The sequence below is a fragment of the Listeria ivanovii subsp. ivanovii genome (genome assembly GCF_900187025.1).
Classification (GTDB): Bacteria; Bacillota; Bacilli; order Lactobacillales; family Listeriaceae; genus Listeria; species Listeria ivanovii.
This window is the reverse complement of the sequence record NZ_LT906478.1, coordinates 673,337-689,686: the sequence shown is the minus strand read 5'-3', so window position 1 is coordinate 689,686 and position 16,350 is coordinate 673,337. Positions and strand designations below refer to the sequence as shown.

19 protein-coding genes are annotated in these 16,350 nt (G+C 38.3%); all 19 read right to left on the bottom strand.

Features of this window, described 5'->3' with window-relative positions:
* The 19 genes from fliF to fliK all read right to left on the bottom strand — a co-directional run bounded on the left by fliF (position 1) and on the right by fliK (position 16,347).
* The gene (gene fliF / locus CKV67_RS03345) at positions 1 to 1,644 is read right to left on the bottom strand and encodes a flagellar basal-body MS-ring/collar protein FliF (RefSeq protein WP_014092157.1); all 1,644 of its coding nucleotides are present in this window, start codon (positions 1,642 to 1,644) and stop codon (positions 1 to 3) included.
* 67 nt (positions 1,645 to 1,711) lie between these two features.
* On the bottom strand, positions 1,712 to 2,008 hold the full coding sequence (fliE, locus tag CKV67_RS03340; protein WP_014092156.1) for a flagellar hook-basal body complex protein FliE: 297 nt from the start codon (positions 2,006 to 2,008) through the stop codon (positions 1,712 to 1,714).
* 16 nt (positions 2,009 to 2,024) lie between these two features.
* Complete coding sequence (gene flgC / locus CKV67_RS03335) at positions 2,025 to 2,435, bottom strand: flagellar basal body rod protein FlgC (protein ID WP_003718856.1); 411 nt, start codon at positions 2,433 to 2,435, stop codon at positions 2,025 to 2,027.
* Positions 2,436 to 2,446: 11 nt separating this feature from the next.
* Positions 2,447 to 2,848, bottom strand: coding sequence for a flagellar basal body rod protein FlgB (gene flgB, locus CKV67_RS03330; RefSeq protein ID WP_014092155.1), 402 nt, complete (start codon positions 2,846 to 2,848; stop codon positions 2,447 to 2,449).
* Positions 2,849 to 2,868: 20 nt separating this feature from the next.
* Positions 2,869 to 3,150 carry a hypothetical protein gene (locus CKV67_RS03325; protein WP_014092154.1) on the bottom strand — a complete coding sequence of 94 codons (282 nt, stop codon included), beginning with the start codon at positions 3,148 to 3,150 and terminating at the stop codon, positions 2,869 to 2,871.
* Complete coding sequence (locus tag CKV67_RS03320; RefSeq protein WP_014092153.1) at positions 3,122 to 3,508, bottom strand: flagellar export chaperone FliS; 387 nt, start codon at positions 3,506 to 3,508, stop codon at positions 3,122 to 3,124. The genes CKV67_RS03325 and CKV67_RS03320 overlap by 29 nt, the downstream gene beginning before the upstream one ends.
* Positions 3,509 to 3,527: 19 nt before the next feature.
* A complete protein-coding gene (locus CKV67_RS03315; protein ID WP_014092152.1) occupies positions 3,528 to 4,817 on the bottom strand; it encodes a flagellar hook-associated protein 2 in 1,290 nt (429 codons plus the stop codon).
* 11 nt (positions 4,818 to 4,828) lie between these two features.
* A complete protein-coding gene (locus CKV67_RS03310) occupies positions 4,829 to 5,704 on the bottom strand; it encodes a flagellar hook-associated protein 3 (protein ID WP_014092151.1) in 876 nt (291 codons plus the stop codon).
* 11 nt (positions 5,705 to 5,715) lie between these two features.
* Complete coding sequence (gene flgK / locus CKV67_RS03305; protein ID WP_014092150.1) at positions 5,716 to 7,239, bottom strand: flagellar hook-associated protein FlgK; 1,524 nt, start codon at positions 7,237 to 7,239, stop codon at positions 5,716 to 5,718.
* An 18-nt stretch (positions 7,240 to 7,257) separates the two neighbouring features.
* Entirely contained in the window at positions 7,258 to 7,686 is a 429-nt protein-coding gene (locus CKV67_RS03300) for a hypothetical protein (protein WP_014092149.1), read from the bottom strand.
* A 9-nt stretch (positions 7,687 to 7,695) separates the two neighbouring features.
* Complete coding sequence (locus CKV67_RS03295; protein WP_014092148.1) at positions 7,696 to 8,160, bottom strand: YaaR family protein; 465 nt, start codon at positions 8,158 to 8,160, stop codon at positions 7,696 to 7,698.
* A gap of 106 nt (positions 8,161 to 8,266) precedes the next feature.
* Positions 8,267 to 9,427, bottom strand: a complete 1,161-nt coding sequence (locus CKV67_RS03290) for a hypothetical protein (protein ID WP_014092147.1) — start codon at positions 9,425 to 9,427, stop codon at positions 8,267 to 8,269.
* 23 nt (positions 9,428 to 9,450) lie between these two features.
* On the bottom strand, positions 9,451 to 10,860 hold the full coding sequence (locus CKV67_RS03285) for a hypothetical protein (RefSeq protein WP_014092146.1): 1,410 nt from the start codon (positions 10,858 to 10,860) through the stop codon (positions 9,451 to 9,453).
* Between the two features lie 5 nt (positions 10,861 to 10,865).
* Positions 10,866 to 12,374: a flagellar motor switch protein gene (locus CKV67_RS03280; RefSeq protein ID WP_014092145.1), complete on the bottom strand. Its 1,509-nt coding sequence runs from the start codon at positions 12,372 to 12,374 to the stop codon at positions 10,866 to 10,868.
* A gap of 2 nt (positions 12,375 to 12,376) precedes the next feature.
* On the bottom strand, positions 12,377 to 13,369 hold the full coding sequence (gene fliM, locus CKV67_RS03275; protein WP_014092144.1) for a flagellar motor switch protein FliM: 993 nt from the start codon (positions 13,367 to 13,369) through the stop codon (positions 12,377 to 12,379).
* A gap of 20 nt (positions 13,370 to 13,389) precedes the next feature.
* Entirely contained in the window at positions 13,390 to 13,626 is a 237-nt protein-coding gene (locus CKV67_RS03270) for a flagellar motor switch protein FliN (protein ID WP_014092143.1), read from the bottom strand.
* 14 nt (positions 13,627 to 13,640) lie between these two features.
* Positions 13,641 to 14,876 (bottom strand): flagellar hook protein FlgE, encoded by a 1,236-nt coding sequence (gene flgE, locus CKV67_RS03265; RefSeq protein ID WP_014092142.1) that lies wholly within the window; start codon positions 14,874 to 14,876, stop codon positions 13,641 to 13,643.
* Positions 14,877 to 14,894: 18 nt separating this feature from the next.
* The gene (locus tag CKV67_RS03260; protein ID WP_014092141.1) at positions 14,895 to 15,317 is read right to left on the bottom strand and encodes a flagellar hook capping FlgD N-terminal domain-containing protein; all 423 of its coding nucleotides are present in this window, start codon (positions 15,315 to 15,317) and stop codon (positions 14,895 to 14,897) included.
* A gap of 1 nt (position 15,318) precedes the next feature.
* A complete protein-coding gene (gene fliK / locus CKV67_RS03255; protein WP_014092140.1) occupies positions 15,319 to 16,347 on the bottom strand; it encodes a flagellar hook-length control protein FliK in 1,029 nt (342 codons plus the stop codon).
* Positions 16,348 to 16,350: the final 3 nt, after the last annotated feature.

The window sequence follows — 16,350 nt, the reverse complement described above, 5'->3', positions numbered from 1 at the left end:
TTATTCCTGCCTTTCATTCAGCCATTTTTGAATGACTGCGGCGGCGCGCCCTGGATCTTCTTTGGCCATTTCACCGAGTTTATTTTTCAAGCTTTCTTTTCTAGCTTTCAGTTCTGGTTCAGATAAATGGAATGCATCTGTTTGGAAATTGAAATCCGGATGATCCTCTGGTTCGACGATTGCTTCTTCGGCAGGGATGTAATCTACTTCTTCTGGTTCGAGTGCCTCTTCTAGTTGCTCTTTACGTTTAAGGAAAATGATATAGCCAATGATTCCAGCAGCAATAATCGCAAATAGTAAACCACCTGCTAGCCACCAAATCCATGCTTTACTTGCTGGTTCAGGTGTTTTTGCGGTGTCTTTTTCTACTGGTGTTTGGTTATCTAAGAACTGAATTGGCATGATGGTTACGTCTCCGTTTTGGAAAGTACCTTCAAAAGTTGGAGTAGCCCCTTCTTCGGCGCCTTCTGGTGTTGCCATATTTGGAGTTAATCCAGCTGAAACTCCCACTGCTTTCGTAAATTCAGCCATATCGACACCATTGTTATTTAATGCTTGTTGATCGACCCAAACAACGACATTGGTTTTTGCAAGTGCTGGATGTTTTTTGATTTCTTGGATAGTGGAATCTAATTCGTAATTGGTTGTTTCGCTTGATTTTTCACTGGTGTATGTATTCGTGTCCCCGCCGTTTTCTTCTGTATAGTTTGGTACATCAGCATTAGCAGCAGTGCCTGATTCGGTTGTATTTGTGGAACCTTTCGATGTGTCAGTCGAGGTGTCTTTTTGATTACTGCGAACTTTTCCGTCATTTGGATAACGTTCAGTGTTTTGTTTTATTTCATCAAAATTAACAGTAACGCTTGTATTGACGCGAAAATTATCTAAAGCGAAAATGCTAGAAAGTGTGCCTTCAATATCGGTTTTAACGTTTTTTCCGATAGCATTCTGGATATCTACTTCATTTTTGTACGCGGAACTGCCTTCTTCTTTTGTTGTGTCTGCTTCTGAAATAACGCCATTTTTCGTGTCAATTATGGCTACATCTTCGCTAGCAACGTTTGGTACTGCTGCACTTACGGTTCGCTGGATACCAAGGACTTGTTCGCTCGTCAGTGTCTGGTTGTTTTTTGTTTTAAGCGTGACTGCGGCGCTTCCTTTTTGGCTAGCTTCTTCAAAAATCGAACTCGATTCTGGTAACGTTAACTGAACAGATGCACTATCTACTGTTGTTCCATAACTTTGGACAATTTCTTTTTCTAAATTGACTTTTATTCCGACTTTTTCTTGCATTTTTTTATCTTCTTCACTGGCACCAAGGGAACTATTAAGTAAAATATCGTTGCCATCTTGACCGGTATAAGGAATACCTAAATCAGCAAATTTATCGCGTACGAGTGTCTCCACTTTTTCGTCCACTAAAATATTACCGCTTTTATCAACAGTGTAATCGACACCCATTTTTGCTAATTGGTCGGTGACTTGCTGTTGGCCTGTTTCTGATAAATTTTTATAAAGGGTAATTTCTGTTTTTGGCGTGTTTAAATAGAGTAAAAAGACCGTGACTACGACAAAAAGGCCGACAAAAATCGCGCCTTTGTGCCAATTCTTCAATTTCGAATACATTGTTTTTATTTTTGCCATTTTAAAAACTTCGCTCCATTTTTCTCGTGTGAACGATTGACTAAAACTCCCCCGACTAGTCTAACCGCTACACTTGCATATTTAAAAGCTGTTTGTAGCTTTCGATTACATTATCACGAATGACCGCAGCAGTTTTCATTTCTGATTCTGCTTTTTTCATTTGAATAAGTACATCACTTGCATTTCCTTCTCCGGTAGTTAATAGGTTGGAAACAGAATTTTGTGCGTTTGATTGTACATCACTCATACTATCCAGCATTTGCGTGAAGGTATTTCCGGCACCAGCCGCGCTATCTGTTTTTGCGGTCTCACCAAGCGTAACTTTGGGTAGGACCCTTGCTGCATTAATACTTTCAATTGCCATTGATTACGACACTCCTTTATACTTTTCCTATCTCTAAATCTTTTTCCATCATTTTTTCATTTGCTTGTAAAGCAGAGGTATTTGCAGCATACATTTTTTGACCGACCATTAAGTTGGTCATTTCGGCAGTCATATCAACGTTTGCGTAATTTACATAGCCGGCTTCATTTGCATTTGGATGTGTTGGATCATAGACGCGCTTAACACTGCCTGTATCACTGGATATTTCACTTACTTTGACGCCTTTTGTACCGGTAAGTGCGGTTTCGAATGGGCTTATTTCTGACATGACGACACGTTTTCTAAGGAAAGGTGTTTCGCCAGGTGCAGCGCTTGAGTCCGCGTTCGCAATATTATTAGAACTAACTTCCATCCATTGTTTCGCAGCATTTAACGCCGAGCCACTTGTATTTATCCCTTCAAACATGGCCTTTCACCTTACTTTCCACGAGCTGCTGTGTTGATTGATGAGTTATAGTTGAGTGCACTGATCGCGAGCGCGTACATTTGATTATTTTTCGTTAAGCTAATCATTTCAGAAGTGACATTTACATTGTTGCCATCTTCATTAATAGAACCGCTTTTAGTTGTTACTTTTGCATTTGTTTGGTCTATTTCTGTGCCAGCTAAATGTTTGTTGTTCGTCTTAGTTAAACTGCCTGTTGTTGCCTCATTATTTTGACCAGACAGACGAAGACTTGATCCAAGCGATTCTTCAAAGCTCGCCTCGCTTGCTTTGAAGTTCGACGTATTGGCATTGGCGATATTATTCGAAACTACTTGGTTGGCAGTTTGGAGATAATTTAAATAATTACCAATATGCGTAGTGTAATTTTCCACTGATTATTTCCTTCTTTCTTTTAGAAAAATTTCGCATAATTTCGGTTGGCGGCTTGACGACTTTTATTTTCTGTAAAGGCATTTTCGGTTCGTTCTAATTGTGTTTCGGTAAAAAGGAGGCCTTTATTTATGACGGCTTTTGTTTCCTGATAAAATGCTTCTTTTTGGTCGTTTGGCATCGTTTCAGCGCTTTTAAGAAGTTCTTTTAATTTGGCTTGATATTCTTGAAGTGACACGGTTAATTGACCTGTTGTGTGAAACATTGCCTTTAACTCAGCCAAATGTGTCTTTGCTTGATTCATGTTTCATCACTCCCTCGTAGCCTTCTTTCAGCTGCGTGATGACGTGAATGATTGTGTCGATGTTAACTGGTTGTTTTAGTAATTGCATTTGGCGAATTTGTTCAGAAATCCATTCGTATAGTCCAAAAATATTATCGTATAATTCTTGACCGGCTTCTGGATTTAGTTGTAATTTTAATTCTTCAAAGATTTTTTCCATTTTATCGAGAATCAAATCTGCTTCAGAAAAATGTAGTGCTTCTAGTGCTTTTTCTACCTTTTTAAATTCGATAATACAACGTTCGTATATATAAATCGTGTTTTTGATGGGGTTGCTTGTATTTAGTTCATTTTGGGTATATCGTTTCCAAGCTTGCATTTATTCCACCTACTCTTGTTTATTTATTAGAACTGTTCATGCCGTCAATTAGCGCATCTAGTGTCATTGCATCACTTTGCATCGCCTGCATCATTTCCAGCCATTTGTTATATTGATCGGTAATATTCGTTAGTAGTGTGTCATTTCTGCTAGTAATATCGGTCAGTTTTAAGTTTAATTTATTGATTTCATTCGACATCGAGGTAGTTTCATCTGTAATAAAACCAGTCGAGCCAAATGTTTTGTTCAAAGATTGATAAAGTTCGTCGCCAAGCCCACCAATACCAAAGAAAAATCTTTCAACGGCGGTTGGATCTTCGGCTACGATTTTTTTCATTGCTGTTTCATCTACTTTTAAAACGCCTTCTTTGTCGACACTAATACCAAAATCAAATAAAGTATTTCCATCTTTTTTGTGTTGGAAAACATTGTTTAGTGCGCGATTAGCTTCTAAATCGGCAAGAGAGGCTTGTAAAATAGTTCCTTTTCCCGTATAAGTTTTCATTGTGCTTGTTAGTGCGTTGTATGTATTTACAAAACTAGTAATCATTTTCGCGGCATTTTCATCGGATTGGTCTTGGATAGTTAATTTTTCCGTGCCAGTGGTTTCTTTTTTGAGGTTAATCGTAACTCCTGGGATGTAGTTTGTTACTTTGTTCGTTGCGCTAGTGACAGTGGCCCCGTTGATTCGTAACTTGGCATCTTCGGCAGCTAAGTGGTCTGGGGAATTTTGTACTAAACCGAGCGCTTCTAAAACAGCGGCATCACCTTCGAATTTAATACTGTTTTCTACACCTGTTGTTGCTGAAGTCACAACCATATTTTCGCCTAATGTATATAAATTCACTTTAGCTCCGGCGCTGTTAATTGTATTCATGACATTTTTCATTGAGCTATCTGCGTCTACTTTGATTTCTTTACCATTAATTTTGATCGTACCACTCACGCCGATCTTTGCTTCAATGTCTGGAACAGCTTTATTGTATGTGTCTGCTGTTGCAAGATTTTGTACTTCAATCGAATAACTGCCATTAACAGAACTGCTCGTCGAAGAAACGGTAAAACTTGTTTCATTGGAAGATGTTGCGAGTTTTGTTTTGCTTTCGTATGTAGTAAAAGAACTCATCGTTTTCAGTGAATCAGATAAAGCATTTTTCAAACTGGCGTAAAGATCAATTCGTGACTGATAGCTAGAAATTTGGTTTTGATAAGGCGTTTTCGCTTTTTCTAAACTTGCTTTTTGAAGACTAATAAATTGTGAATAATATTGCGTTGGGTCCATTAAACTGGTTGCAATCGAACTTCCCACTTGGATTCACCTCACATATAATTTAGAATGCTTAATTTTTGTACCATGACACTTGATTGCAATGCTGCTTGGTAGGCAATAGATGTTTTATTTAAATTGCTTACTGCTTCTGGCATGTTCACTTCTTCTACATTCGATTTGCGTTCTGAGAAGTCGGTGATTTTGCTGGAAAGCACATTATCATAAGCAGCAACACCATTTTTTTGCCCACCAATATTGGTCATCGAATTGGTGATAACTTCAATATTTTGGCTATTAATTTCTTGCAAGCCAGAAAGTGCGTCTTTGTCGCCAGTTTTCATTGCGTCGACAATTTTTTGGATATTATTAAATACATCGATCATCGCGCTTCCGTCGTGGAAAACTTCGACTTCGAGCGTGTCAGTAACACGGAAGTTTTTATTTTCAGTTGTCCCGTTGTAAATGATTTCGCCGGTTGTTTTATCGGTTGTAAATGGCTTAACGCTAGTGCTTGACCCACTAAAAACGTATCGTCCATCATCTTCTGCATTAGCAACGGAAAGAAGTACACCTAGTAATCCTTTAATTTCTTCAGCTGATTGAGACATATTATTTTTATCACTCGTGCCATTAATCGCTTGTAAAACTAACGCGTTCACTCGGTTCATCGAGGTTGTCATCGAAGAAAGGGACGTTTCTGCCGTATTTAGTAACGACTTAGCTTCTGTCACATCAGTCTTTTCGCGGTTTAACTGGCTAAGTACGTGGTTATAAGATAAAATTTGCGCCGTCGCACCAGGATTTTGGCTCATTGACTCATATTTCTTCCCAGATGAAACTTGTAATTGGTATTTAGCAAGATTTCCTGAGACATTGTTCAACTGATTAATAATTGTATTTGCTTGTTGGTTCGTTGAAATTCGCATCATTTTCCTCCTTATAACATTGCTAAGAGTGCTTTCATCATATCGTTTACGGTATTCATTGCTTTCGTGTTTGCTACATAATAACTTTGGTACTGCATAATGTTCGTCATTTCTTCATCAATATTGACTCCTTCAAGAGACGATTTGGACTCTGAAAGTGAACTTAAAGCTTGTGAATCTGCGGTAGACGTTGCACTACTTTTACTTGCATCTGTTGCTACTTCGGTAATTATTCCATCCATAAAATTTGGAAAAGTGGTTCCTTCGATATTTTTATCTATTTTTAAAGAAGCGATATCAGCAGCAATCACACCTAAGAATGGTTTGTTTTCTGCATTATTTGTAATTGTAGGATTAATCGTCCATTTTCCCGCATTTTGAACAAAAATTGGTATCGAAAAGTCGCTCACATCATTTACATAAGTGCTAGTGCCAAGTGAATCAATCGAATGGCTCGTTCCGCCAATATCAATTGTGTCTCCAGCGCGTGTTACCCCAGGGAATTTTTCCAATTGACGTAAAAGTTCTTCGCGATTACTAAGTAGTTTTTCATCATTTGGATTTGCTTGGAGCGCATCACCTATTTTTTGTAAATCGTCCATTATTTTATTGACGTTTTTTACTTGAATATCATCTAGCGCTTTCGCTAAGCCATTTGAAAAAGTTTCGATTTTATCTTGATAGGATTTAATTTCGTTTTGATTGACGCGAACGGAAGCACTAATGGAACCTGCTGGCATATTTAGCGTTTGACCGCTTACGGAGAATTCAAAACCGCTTGCTGTACGCGTTGAAGTAATTTCAGTCGTTTCGTCGCCTTGAACAACTAAGCGACCGCCAATTGTCACATCGTATACGTCTGGATTATTCGGGTGGGCGCTCACAGAAATCCCTGCATATCCTGACATGGTCGTTAAAATTTGGTCCCGTTGATTTAGTAAATCGTTTGGTGGGTTGGAACCAGCATTCCCAATTGCTTTATTGATACTGCCAAGTTTTTTAATTAATGTGTTTAAGTCTTTCAAGGCCGCTTCTGTGTCAGCAGTAATGGTTGTTTCTAGTTCTTTTAAGCCTGAATGAAGTTGGTTTAATTGATCGGTAAAAATCGTCATGCTTGAAAGAAGTGCAGTTGTATTGGTTGCTTGGTCGGGATTTTTTGCAAGTGCACCCCAAGCAGTGAAAAAGTTATCTAAATTATCACTTGGCGTATTTTTACCAGGTGTTCCAAATAAATTTAATGCTTGGTTTAATGCGCCACTTTCGTATAACGAAGCAGATTGTTTGGCAATTTGATTGTTGTATTGCGTCGTAAGTGCTACATTTGTCAGTCGTTTTATGTCTGTAACTTTGACTCCGTATCCCGTTTGCTTGTTTCCACCTAGAAGCCCGCCATCACTATAAAGCGCTTGTTGATCCACTGCTTGCCTAATATAGCCAGGCGTATTCATATTACTAATATTTTGCTGAGCGACCATATTAGCGATTTGCGCCGCTGACATGCCCGATAATGACGTATTAAAATCACTTAAACGCACAAAAAATCCCTCCGTTTACTAAAAAGTCTCGTTAATCATCATATTATTTTCGGCTTGCGTTTCTGCGTGATGGCCGGTAATAACATCCACCATATGTTCAGAAAACGCTAGCTGCATTTCGGTTTTAATTTGATTTTCTTGCACGCTCACTCGTAAGGCTGCTTCTTTTTCAAGCAGTAATCCTTTCCGTTCATTGATAAGTACATTTTCAGCTGGTGTCAAAGTTCTTTGCCATTGTTGTAAGGTATTATTTTCACCAATCGCCACTTTCAAAGCTTCATATTCTTTTTGTAAAACGGCTAATTCACGTTGAAGTCCTAATTGGTGTTCTTCCGCTTCTAACCAATTTTCGGCTTGGATAAGTTTTCCTAGTAAAATGGCTTCTTGATTCGTTTTCTCATTATATTCGATTAACTTTTCCAATTGTTTTTGGATTTCTTCCTGCATTCCCATCACCTACAATACAACATCGAGAATCATGCCAGTAATTTCACCGATTCGGTTTAGCATGTCTAAATGTCCAGTTTTTGTATCAATTAAATTCATCACATCATCTAATTCACTTGTTTGTTGTTCGACTTGTTTTAAAATCGTCATTTTTTGAGAAAAGCCATATTTTGGATGCCGGCTTTCGACATTATCGTAATCCATTACATTATTAACATAAAAATTCAAAAATGATTGAACTGCTTTTTTATAGCTTAAAACGTTATCGACCGTCATATCCATTTCGACGAGCGTTTTTTTATCTGTTACTTGGGTGATTAATTGTTTTATTTCTGTAAGGGAAGGACTTACTTTCTTGCCATTTGCTTTCATTTGTTCAAAGTAAAACTGCTGCGTGTGGTTTAATTCTTGCATTCCCCTAACTAAACTTGGCTGTTTGGACTGCGAAATCTGGCTTATTGAAACATTATTCATCCTTTTTCCCCCGAAAAACTCATTTCCGTTTTCTAAACGTTATTTTTCTATTTAATTATACTGAAACAAAGCTGAAAAGTATATGTTTTTTAAAAAAATATCTTTTTTAAAATAAAATAATAAGTAATAAAATAATAAAAATAGCTACTATCATAAAAAAGGCTGGTTGTTTCGACACACTTCGGAAATCTTTAACTAATAAATCTAAAAATGACATTTCTTGTTGCGCTAATAGCATCATTTTGGTCATATCACTAGCAAATTCAGCATCAACACTTCCTAAAATTCGTTCAGCATCTGTAAAACCTGCCTCCATTTCCATTTTTTGGAAAAGTTGCGACAGTCTAGTTAATTGTCCTTGCATTCGGTCCAAAATAACAGCGATACTTCCTTGCGTCATTTGTCCGTCAGCTAATCTTTGCAACTCTTGGAATAGTTCTGTTAGTGGTTTGGTTGCTTGCTGATGAAAAATTTGGATATTGCCATTTGGAAAAGTGCCGATTTGAGGTAAAAGTTGGTTCATCATTTTTAAATATTCGCTACCGATTTTCCAAATGTTGATGTTTTCAGCTTGTAGTTCATATGGCATTATGTGACGTGCGTGAAACATATTGCTAAATTCACGCAAGACTTTAATCATCCAGTTCGTTTCTTGTTTTGCTTCTACAATCGGATCTAGTTTTGTCGCATGCTCAATGTGCCCTTGAAACTCGCGCATCATTTGAATACCTTTTTCCATGTTTCCGGAAGCAATTTGCATCGTCCGCAAGAAATCGTACTTGCCAGTTGTCTCAAATGTCAGGGTTGGTAGCATTTTTAGCAGAAACGATATTTCATTCATTATCTTCTGATTGGCTAAAAAAAGTTTTTGATTTGCTGGGTTTTCTGAAAAATACGCTTCAAAATTATGTTGTTTCATTAAAATCGTGCTTAGTTGACTGCTAATTTCTCTTCTAACAGTTTGCCATTTTGTTGAATCAGTCGGATTTTTAATTCCAGCACGCATCACATAGAAAATTAAGTCATTAGCTTTTTTCGCATTGTTCATCATTAATTTCATGTATAGTTCTAAATTTGTTGCGGTTCCACTCAGTTGTAAATTACTTAGCTCTTGAAAGGAAAATGATACGGGTGGTGTTTTTCCTGTTGCAACTTCGGTAGTCATCTGGGCTTTCGTCACTTCTTTTGCCAGTGGATTTTGTTTAATTATTTCCCGGTCTAATTGGTTACGATTTTCCGCGGATTCTTGAATGCCATCTATTTTCATACCCTCCACCTCACTTCTGCTTTTTATTTCATTGCTTTATTTCCCGAAAAAATAATGATGCCGATAATGATGAGCGAAGGAACCCAAAACGGGATACTGCTAGAGTTGTTAGTTGATTTATTTTCTTTCTTTGCTTGCTTATTTGAAGTGTTTTCAAGTTTTTTCACTGGATTTTCTGCCTTAGGAGCTGGTGTTGTGAAAATTAGTTTATTTTCTTTTGGCATAACTGGTTTACTGGTAATTATTTCTTTATGTATTGGAGGAAGTACAGGCTTAATTCTTTGCACTAGTACTTCACTGTAAATTTGCCCGTCCCAATCTGTCCAGTAAAGCGTAATGTCTCCAGTGGTCGTTATTTCTTTGCTTGTAAATCGCGCTCCATCCCGCAGCACTGCATAACGAGTGCCATTTACTTCAATATAAAATTGTGAAATAGTAGCAAAATCTTCATTAATCATTCCTGTTAAAATGGTGTTTTTAATTAATTCGATGGAATGAAATGGTGTACTATTGGTTCGAATTAGTAGTTTCGGTCCAAACGTTGGTAGTTGGATAATTTCGCCTACGAGATCTTGCGTAAGCGTCAAACTACCATGCCAGTCAGTTGGATTTTTTTGCCAGTTTAACGGGATTACTTTCCCACTTTCGGATTCAAAAGTTGGAAATTCAGTTGCATATTTATCTAAGGTTAGTTCGATTTTATCGCCAACTTGGACGATTTTCTTCTGTTCAGTTAAGATATCTATTCCGTTATAGCTGATAGCGGGGTCTTTAGGTTGATATAGTTGTAGTTCTTTTAAAGTAGCCACCGTTATTTCATTGTCAGCAAAATCCATTAGTTTTACCGTAAAAGTAATTTTTTCTCCTGGCTGAAAATCTGTTAACGCTTGTTCGCCTTCCCATTTCTCGGTCCAAATGTTTTGTGTTAATTGTATTTCTGCTTTGTTAGAATCCCCTTGAATGATGAGCGTTGCAGCTTTCACCCCTGATTCAGCATCGCCAGCTTCGATGGATACGTGCAGCACGCTTGTTGGTAAAATATCGGCATCATGACTAATATCTATAGCTGAAAAACTGGGCGGTGTATCGTCGGGAGTTATTTCATCAAGTTGCTTCACCTGAAATAAATCTTCGGCAACTAGCACTGGTTCAAGCTTCTCTTTTTGATATAGCTCGGCGCGGTAGCTACCATCTAAATCCGAATCAGTTACCGTATAAACCGGCTCCTTCAAAAAACGCTTCTGACCTTGTTCATTAATTAAAATGATTTTTAAGTCTTCCGCATTTTCAAGGCGAAAGTGAATTTCTTCTCCGGCCGTATATTCTGTTTGTTCATTTTCAAGTGAAATCGTTGGTAGAACTGTTTCCGTGGCATGTGCTTGATACGAAAAAAACATCCAAAACAAAACGATTAATACTCCCAGTTTACGCACATTTTTCACCTAACTAACTCAGTCATTTGTATCCCAAAATGATCATCGACACGGACTAAAATCCCTTTGCCAATGATGACGCCATTTAACATCAGGGCAAGTGGCTCATTCATACTTTCTTTTAAAATAATCACATCTTTTTCACACCAGGAAATAAATGTTTCTAGTTTCACCTTTGCTGTTCCAAAAACTACTTCTAGCTTCACTGGAATATCTTCTAAAATTGCTTCCATTTCCGATAAAGTTTCTTTTTCCTCGATTGGAAGTGGCATTTCAGATTCCATTTCTTGGGTGTCAGCTTTATTTGCTACTTCTTGGGCTTGAATCGCGAGCATTAACTGCGCCATTTCCTTTGCAGCAGCTGGATTAAAAATTTGGTACATCGGTGTTTTTAGTAAACCTTCTACTTCTAATGGAAAAATGACTTCGACTGTTTTGCCTTCTGCGATATTTTTTTGAATCATCGTGTCGCCAAAATTGCAAAACTCCATCGTTGGTGGGCTAATATCAATTTTTGTTCCAAGCATTTCTGACATCGCTGTTGCGGAAAAGCCCATCATTTGATTCATTAGCTCTTGTACTGCGCTGACTTCAAGCTCAGTCAATTCTGCATCTTCTTGTACTTTTCCGTCACCCATCATCATTAAATCCGCCATAATTAGCGCGGCGTTTTTGCTAATAATAAAGGTGTTGCTTGAACGTAATCCCTCGACAAATTCGACACTGGTCACGAGACAAGGACGTTCGTTAAATTCAAACTCTTTACTATCAATTACTCTAGCTGTTGGGATTTTTAACGAAACTTTTCGATTTAGTAGCTTGGATAAGACGGTAGAAGCAGAACCAATGCCGATATTACATACTTCTAAAAACACATCTAATTCTTCAGCAGTTAAATTGATTTCTTCTTTTTCTGGCTCGGTATCTCCAAGCAACCTCTTGGCAAGTTCTTTTCCTTTATTTACGGGAATCAGTTGCATTAAATTGGAGGTAATAAGGTCGCCAATGATTAAATCAAAACCAACTTTTATCATCGTTTGGTCTTCGCTATCTTCTAATTGTTCTTTTAAAGCAATGACTTTAATGTCTGGTGTGGTGATATCAATCATTTCTCCAAACATATTACTCATCGCGGTTGCCGAGTGCCCCATCATTTGGTTCATCGCTTCTTGTACTGCACTTAAATGAAGTTCCGACAATTCCTCGTTTGGATCAATATTTCCGTCGCCCATCATCATTAAGTCAGCGATAGCGGCAGCAACTTCTGATTGCAACACAAATAAATTCCGCATTTCGATTCCTTTGTGGAAATTCACTTCTAAGACAACATGCGGAATATCAATGTCTTTCGTATTATAAATATCAACAATTTCTACTTTAGGCGTGGAAATTGTCACTTGTTGGTGTAATAAATCAGATAAGACCGTAGAAGCTGAGCCAAACGAAATGTTGGCGATTTCTCCTATCACATCTAGTTCCATTTGCGTGATATTTTTATCTAGTAATTGCTCCACTTCTACCTCTCCTGCTCTGTCCGCCCTGTATGACGCATAAATTTAACGGCTTTTTGGTTACCACTTTTTCCCATATAACATTCGAATTTCCATTTTTCGGTTACATATCCTTTTAGCGTGTCGCGGATGTGTGTTTCTGTTAGCAAGACATCGCCCACTTCTAGCTTATTCAGTTCTTTCCAAGTAGTTTTAATTTCGCCGACACGAATACGCGCTTCTTTTTCGACTTGATGCAGTTCTTGTTCCACTTCTGCATCAAAATTTCGCCGCTTGTCAAACGTGTACTCAACGACATTTTCGAGTTTATTCATAATTTCTTCTACAGAGAAAAATGGCACGCCAATCCGCATCGTGCTAATCCAAAACTCTGATTTGATATCCACATTTACAAGCGCCATCATATCGTTTGATGATGTCACTCGGATCAGTGCCGGATTTGTTTCGACACTTACGATTTCCGGATTGATTGAATGCACGGATTTAAAACTTTCTTTCAGTGCTTCACAAAATTTTTCTAAAATCGACATCAGCGTTAATTCTTCAAAAACTGACAGTAATCTACGCTCGCTTAATTTGCGTTTCGGATTGCCACCAGACAAACATTCATGGATATAAATGACATAAGCCAAGTCCAATTCGATAATGATTTGACCAAGCTCCGGGTCACCGAGATCAATAATACAAAAAATATAGCTATCGTTTGGCATCGTTTCGATATAGCCACTAGCAAAAGAAACTTGATCCGCCAAAGTTGCTTCGGTATGAATCGGAATTCGAATACGCTGGGAAACAAACTCCATACTTTTTTTCGTGAATGCAGAGGCAACTGTCTTTAAGCTTTCGAGGTGTTCTGCACCAAATTTCTCTGGTTTATGAAAATCATAGGGATGAAAGCGCCCAAAGTCGCCAATTTCCGTACTTTCATCAACTACCTTACCTTCACTCATTTGCGAAAGCAGAGCGTCAATTTGTTCTTGACTTAATTTATCGCTCATTTTTTGTCACTCCCTAGCCCTCATGAAGAACTTCCCTCTCCTAATTTGGTGATTTTAACGAACATTTTTCCGTCTTTTGTCAGAATTTCACCGTAGCCAATGCACTTATCAGAAATGGTGATTTTGACAACATTAGCTACAGAGTCTTCTAATCTAAAAACGGTCCCTTTTTTTACATCTAGTAAACTTCCAATCGGTTGCTTTGTACGTCCTAGCTCAAAGTCGATTCTAAGTGGAATATTATGATTTATTTTCATTTAGCTAAACTCCCCTACTGAATCAAGTTTACGATTTGTTTCATCACGTCATCCGCTACTCGAATAACTTTTGTATTCCCTTGAAAACCACTTTGATAAGTCATTAGATTTACGAATTCACGAGATAAATCTACATTGGATCCTTCTAGGGAAGAACCACTAATTCCGCCAGCACCGTTTTGACCAGCTACACCATACACTGCATCTCCAGAAGAAAGTCCTGGAACATATTCGCCGTTCCCCATTTTCACAAGGCCGTCTTCATTCGAGAAAGTAGCGACCGCAAGTTGAGCAACGGGAATTACTGTGCCATCTGAATAACTCACTGCGATATAGCCAGAATCCGTTACTGCATAATCTTTCACAGTTGCCGCGCCTTTTCCGTCAGAGGTTGGTGAGAATACTTGGTTTGTGCCATAGTTGGTTAAGCCACTTAGATTTAAGCCCATATTAACTTGCTTTCCGTTTACGGTGGAGTTAATTTGGATATTTTTTAGTGCATCAGGGTTTGTTAGTTCTCCTTGTGCATTATAGTTAAGTGTTCCAGTCACTGGAGGAGTTAGTGCTTTCCCGTCCATTTGGATTTCATATTCATAGGATACATTCCCACTTGCGTCAGGTGTCGCGGCTTTCATATTGACTTGTAGTTTGTGTTTTCCACCAGCATTATCATAAACCGACAACTCAGACGTAATCGTATCTTTTTCGCCCCAATCGAGTGGAATATTACCACTTAGGCTTCCCGTTTTCGTTGCTTCACCTGGAATCGCACTATTTAAAGGGATTTGGATTGGTTGCAAATTGCCGTTCAACACATTCCCATTTTTATCCGTTGCATAACCCATCACGTATTTCCCTTGTTGGGTCGTTAAATAATTATTATCTGATACTGCAAAACTTCCATCACGCGTGTAGACGATATTTCCGCCTGCATTATCTCCAGCGATGAAAAAGCCACGACCTTGTAGTGCTGCATCTTTGTTTCTTCCAGTTGCTGTTGGAGATCCAGCTGTATAATCGGTTAAAATCGCCCCAATTTTTGATCCGGAACCAAAACTCATTGGATTCGTTCCGGCATATAAACCACCTGCTACTGACCCCATTGTATTTTGGTAAAGTAAATCATTGAAGACCACGCTTTGTTTTTTATAGCCTGTCGTATTTGCATTGGCGATATTATTCGATGTGACTGATAAAGCTTGTTGAAATGCATTCATCCCAGAAATAGCAGTATACATTGTTTGATTCATAATTCACACTCCCAAAGTTTAATTAATTTCCGTTACATAAGTCAGTGGCACGAGACTATCTTGCTCTTTTAATTTCAACATTACTCCGTTTGTCGTCTGTTGCACGCTTTCAACTTGGCCACTAATAACTTCTCCATTTAGCGAAACGCCTTTGATGTCTTTACCAATAAAATTAACAGCTGATTGTAAAGCGGAATTTTGTGCTTGCTCGGAAAGTTTGTCGACAGCCGTTGTCATATTAGCGACCTGTTCCATCAAAGAAAGTTGCGCCATCTGAGACATCATTTCGTTCGTATCAAGTGGGCTAGATGGATCTTGGTATTGTAAGCTCGTTAGAAACAATTTCATGAAATCATCTTTACCAAGGGTTTTCGATACGCTTGACGTGACCGCATTATTTGTATCTTGTGTTGTTCCTGATAAACTGCTAATTCCGTCCAAATTACGTCTCCTCCTCTAGGTCAAATACTGCTTGTTTTTGCTGTTGTCGATATGGATTTTCTCGGTCTTTTTCCTTTTTGGGCTCGCCGTGATGTCGACCTTCTGAACTTTGCCCCTGCTCTTTCGGTGCTTGCTTCTCGGTCATCGTTACGGCCACTTCTATCCCACGATTGCGGAAACGATTATGTAAATCTTGTGCCATTTGCTCGAGTTTTTGTTTGGCTGTTTGTTCTTGATATTCGATATGCACAAAAATTTTATCGGGCATTTTTTTGAGTAATACTTCGACTTTTCCAAGTGACTCCGGTTGAATCGCAAAAAAGGCTTTATTTTGTTTGACTTGAAATTTTTGAAGTTGTTCGATTTGGTCGGTAATTGTTTTATCTAATTGTTTTAACGTTACAGGTATTTCAACTTTAGTGGTAGGTGTAAGTTGTTTGGTCGATTCATACCAAATATTCGTTGTTTCAGCTGGCTTTTTAACTACTATTTCCTCTTTTATGATGGTTGGTTCTTTAATCGATGCTTTGAAAAGTTGGATGGCTTCTTTTTCTTGAGGTAATTTAGCGATTATCGGTTGGCTATTTACGACGTTTTCTGCTAATTTTGGTGGCGTTTCTTTTGCTAGCATCGTCTGAGCAGGAACAAGTTGCTCTTTAACGACACTTTTCACCGTTTCTCTAGGTGTTTGGGGCTGAGTTTCTACTTGGGGCTGAATCGCTTGTTTAGCAATTGCAGCAAGCGTATCTTTCACTTCTTTTAATATTAGTGGTTCAGCAGTTAGTTTTGGGGCTTCTTCTTGCTCAAGTAATTTTACTGAAACGAGTGGTGGTGTGACTTCTTTCATGGGCATTTGCAAGACCGCTGCTTCGTTTGTATCGTTTAACTCTCCCTTTAAAAGTGGTACAGGCATTTGCTCCATCAAAAGTGAAATAAATGGTAGTTCTACTAATTCTTCTGCTAACATCTCTTTTGGTTCTATTTCTTTTTTTCCGATAAGTGGTTGTAGCAAATTATCTGGGATTAGCACGAT